Source organism: Cupriavidus sp. SK-4, assembly GCF_000611125.1.
In the GTDB taxonomy this organism is placed as follows: domain Bacteria; phylum Pseudomonadota; class Gammaproteobacteria; order Burkholderiales; family Burkholderiaceae; genus Cupriavidus; species Cupriavidus necator.
Map to the genome: position 1 here is coordinate 36,078 of NZ_JFJW01000100.1, position 4,194 is coordinate 40,271.

The 4,194-nt window shown below is 66.7% G+C and carries 4 protein-coding genes; 3 read left to right on the plus strand and 1 reads right to left on the minus strand.

Annotated elements, in window-relative coordinates; genetic code table 11:
* Positions 1 to 310 (minus strand): LysM domain-containing protein (locus CF68_RS38585; protein WP_035822921.1); only part of this gene is annotated, 310 nt, incomplete at its 3' end.
* Between the two features lie 191 nt (positions 311 to 501).
* On the opposite strand from CF68_RS38585, the gene prfB reads away from it, so the two are divergent.
* The 3 genes from prfB (at position 502) to lysS (ending at position 4,095) form a co-directional block, all read left to right on the plus strand.
* Positions 502 to 1,606, plus strand: a protein-coding gene (gene prfB, locus CF68_RS22070; RefSeq protein WP_099045607.1) for a peptide chain release factor 2 whose coding sequence is annotated in 2 segments (ribosomal slippage) — positions 502 to 582 and positions 584 to 1,606 — 1,104 coding nt in all. Because the reading frame shifts where the segments join, the coding sequence is not laid out codon by codon here.
* Positions 1,607 to 1,728: 122 nt separating this feature from the next.
* Positions 1,729 to 2,487: an SDR family oxidoreductase gene (locus CF68_RS22075; protein ID WP_035822923.1), complete on the plus strand. Its 759-nt coding sequence runs from the start codon at positions 1,729 to 1,731 to the stop codon at positions 2,485 to 2,487.
* 63 nt (positions 2,488 to 2,550) lie between these two features.
* Positions 2,551 to 4,095, plus strand: a complete 1,545-nt coding sequence (gene lysS / locus CF68_RS22080) for a lysine--tRNA ligase (RefSeq protein WP_035822926.1) — start codon at positions 2,551 to 2,553, stop codon at positions 4,093 to 4,095.
* Positions 4,096 to 4,194: the final 99 nt, after the last annotated feature.

Sequence of the window (4,194 nt, forward strand, 5' to 3'; positions counted from 1 at the left end):
TATCGGTCACGGCCTGGCCGGCCGAAGCACTGCCTGAGGCACCACCCGGCGGCCGCACGCGGACCAGCTGGCCCACCTCGATCTGGCTGGGGCTGGTGATGTCGCTGTTCCAGCGGGTCAGGTCGCGTACGCTGCGGCGGTGCTTGCGCGCGATCGAATACAGCGTGTCGCCGCGCTCGACGCGGTAGTAGCCGTCCGGCACGGGCCCGCCCGTGGTGCCGCAGCCGGCCGCGACCGCGGCCGCGGCGGCCAGCAGCAGGCCCAGCGCGCGGCGCCGGCCTGGTTCGATGTCATGTCTGGTTTGCGTCATTCGTCCCTGTTCTTTGTCGTGCCTGGGGGCGGCTTGCGACCCGTATTATCGCCGCGTGCATCGCCCGGCACCGCGGATAGACCGCGCCGCGGCCAATCCGTTCGGTCCGCGGCCCGCCCGAGGCGGTCCGGAAGCCCCGGGTTGCCGCGCCGATCCGCTATAATTCGGGGTTTTCTAAGCGCAGGAACATCATGGAAGCAGAACGCCTCAACGCCATCTCCGGTGCCATCTCCGATCTCCGTTCCCGGACGGAAGATCTACGGGGGTATCTTTGACTACGATGTCAAAGTAGGAAGGCTGGACGAAGTCAACGGTTTGCTGGAAGACCCCGACGTCTGGAACAACCCCAAGCGGGCCCAGGACCTCGGCAAGGAAAAGAAGGCAATCGAGGGCGTGGTAAGCGTGCTCAGCAAGCTCACCGACGACCTCAGCGGCGCCGAAGAGCTGTTTGAGCTCGCCAGGGAAGAAGGCGACGACGATACGCTGGAAGCGATCGAGGCCGACGTCAAGGGCTTCGAGGAGATCGTCGCGGGCATGGAATTCCGCCGCATGTTCTCGGGCGAGATGGACCAGGCCAACGCCTTTATCGACATCCAGGCCGGCGCCGGCGGAACCGAAGCGTGCGACTGGGCCTCGATGCTGCTGCGCCAGTACCTGAAGTACTGCGAGCGCAAGGGCTTCAAGGCCGAGGTGCTGGAAGAGTCCGAAGGCGACGTGGCCGGCATCAAGAGCGCGACCATCAAGATCGAGGGCGAATACGCCTTCGGCTACCTGCGTACTGAAACGGGCGTGCACCGCCTGGTGCGCAAGTCGCCGTTCGATTCGTCGGGCGGGCGCCATACCTCGTTCTCGTCGGTGTTCGTCTACCCCGAGGTGGATGATTCGTTCGAGGTCGAGGTCAACCCGGCGGACCTGCGCGTGGACACCTACCGCGCCTCGGGCGCGGGCGGCCAGCACATCAACAAGACCGATTCGGCCGTGCGGATCACGCACATCCCGACCGGGATCGTGGTGCAGTGCCAGAACGACCGCTCGCAGCACCGCAACCGTGCCGAAGCCATGTCGATGCTGAAATCGCGCCTGTACGAGCACGAGATGCGCAAGCGCCAGGCCGAAGCCGACAAGCTCGAGGCCGGCAAGACCGACGTGGGCTGGGGCCACCAGATCCGCTCCTACGTGCTGGACCAGAGCCGCATCAAGGACCTGCGCACCAACGTGGAAATGTCCAACACCCAGAAGGTGCTGGACGGCGACCTGGATCCGTTCATCGAGGCCAGCCTCAAGCAGGGACTGTAAGGCAGCACCCGCCGTCCGCCCTGCCGGTGCGGCCGGCGGCGGCACAGCAATCCATCCACCGCTGTACCGCCGCCCGCGCCACACCGGCACGGCGGCAGGGCGACATCTCCGACCGGGGCACCATGAGCGAAGCCAATCACCTCTACATCATCACCGGCGCCTCGCGCGGGCTGGGCGCGGCACTGACCAATGCCCTGCTCGTGCCGGGCAACCGCCTGATCTGCGTGGCGCGCAGCCGCAACAGCGAGCTGGAGCGCATCGCCACCTTGAGCGGCGTGCCGGTGGCCTGGCACCTGCAGGACCTGTCGCAGGCCGGCCCCGCCGCCACCTGGCTCGCCAGCGTGCTCGATACGCTCGACATCCCGCCGACCAGCGCCACGCTGATCCTGAACGCGGGCGTGGTCGAACCAATCGGCCCGGTCACGCGCCTGCAGGAGAAAACCCTGGTGCCGCACCTGCTGACCAACCTGGCGGCGCCGATGACGATGACCGCGGCGTTCCTGGAGCGCACCGAGAAGTTCGACTGCCCGCGCAAGGTGCTGGCGATCTCCTCCGGCGCGGCGCGCCGCCCGGTCGAAGGCTGGAGCGCGTACTGCGCCGGCAAGGCCGGGCTGGACATGTTCATGCGCTCGGTCAACGCCGAGTACGCCCAGGCCGAAGCCCCGCGCACCGTGCGCGCCGTGGCGCTGGCCCCGGGCGTGATCGACACCGGCATGCAGGCCACCATCCGCAATGCCGACTTCGCCCAGGTGCAGCGCTTCCGCGAGCTGAAAGCCAATGAACAGCTGGCGTCGGCCGAGGAAACCGCCGGCCGCATCGTCGCCTACCTGCACCGCCCGGATTTCGGCAGCACCGAGCTGGACGATCTCCGCAACTACTAAGCCGCACCCATCAAGCCATCTGAATCCGCGCGCGGCACGCCGCGCGCGATCCGACAAGACATCATGACTGAACCGAACCGCGCCCAGGCCAAGCCAGCCGCCGCAGACACTCCCGCCGTCGACGAGAACAAGATCATCGCGGAGCGGCGCGAGAAACTGGCCGCGCTGCGCCAGCAAGGCGTGCCCTTCCCCAACGATTTCCGCCCTACCCACCAGGCCGCCGCACTGCAGGCGCAGTACGCCGAGACCGAGCAGGCCACGCTCGAGGCCGCGCCGGTCGAGGTCGCCATTGCCGGGCGCATGATGCTCAAGCGCGTGATGGGCAAGGCCAGCTTTGCCACGGTGCAGGACGGCAGCGGCCAGATCCAGTTCTACATCACGCGCGACAAGGTCGGCGAAGAGGTCTACGCGGCCTTCAAGCACTGGGACCTGGGCGACATCATCAGCGCCCGCGGCGAGCTGTTCCGCACCAACAAGGGCGAGCTGTCGGTGCAGGTGCGCGAGCTGCGCCTGCTGTCCAAGTCCCTGCGCCCGCTGCCGGACAAGTTCCACGGCCTGGCCGACCAGGAAATGAAGTACCGCCAGCGCTATGTCGACCTGATCGTGTCGCCGGAAACGCGCAACACCTTCCGCGCCCGCACCAACGCGATCTCGTCGCTGCGCCGCCATATGGCCGATGCCGGCTTCATGGAAGTGGAAACGCCGATGCTGCACCCGATCCCGGGCGGCGCCGCGGCCAAGCCGTTTATCACGCACCACAATGCGCTGGACATGCAGATGTTCCTGCGCATCGCGCCCGAGCTGTACCTGAAGCGCCTGATCGTGGGCGGCTTCGAGCGCGTGTTCGAGATCAACCGCAACTTCCGCAACGAGGGGGTGAGCCCGCGCCACAACCCCGAGTTCACCATGATGGAGTTCTACGCGGCCTACACGGACTACCGCTGGCTGATGGACTTCACCGAGGACCTGATCCGCAAGGCCGCGATCGATGCGCGCGGCAGCGCCGTGCTGACGTACCAGGACCGCGAGCTGGACCTGTCCAAGCCGTTCCACCGCCTGACCATCTGCCAGGCGATCCAGAAGTTCGCGCCGCAGTACACCGATGCGCAACTGGCCGATGCCGAGTTCCTGCGCACCGAGCTGAAGAAGTTCGGCGTCAACACCAACGCGCCGCAGTTCCTCAACGCCGGCCTGGGCACGCTGCAACTAGTGCTGTTCGAGGAAACCGCGGAAAGCCAGCTGTGGGAGCCGACTTTCATCATTGACTACCCGGTGGAGGTGTCGCCGCTGGCGCGTGCTTCGGACACGGTGCCTGGTATTACCGAGCGCTTCGAGCTGTTCATCACTGGCCGCGAGATCGCCAACGGCTTCTCGGAGCTGAACGATGCCGAAGACCAGGCCGACCGCTTCCGCAAGCAGGTCGAGCAGAAGGACGCCGGCGATGAAGAAGCGATGTACTTCGACGCCGACTACATCCGCGCGCTGGAGTACGGCATGCCCCCGACGGGCGGCTGCGGCATCGGCATCGACCGCCTGGTGATGCTGCTGACGGATAGCCCGAATATCCGCGACGTCATCCTGTTCCCGCACCTGCGCCGGGAAGACTGATGGTTTGCTCCCCTCTCCCCTCATGGGGAGAGCGGTTTTGGGTGCGCCAAAGCCGCTCGAGCTAGCCAAAGCAAGGTGTTCTCCCTCTCCCCTCATGGG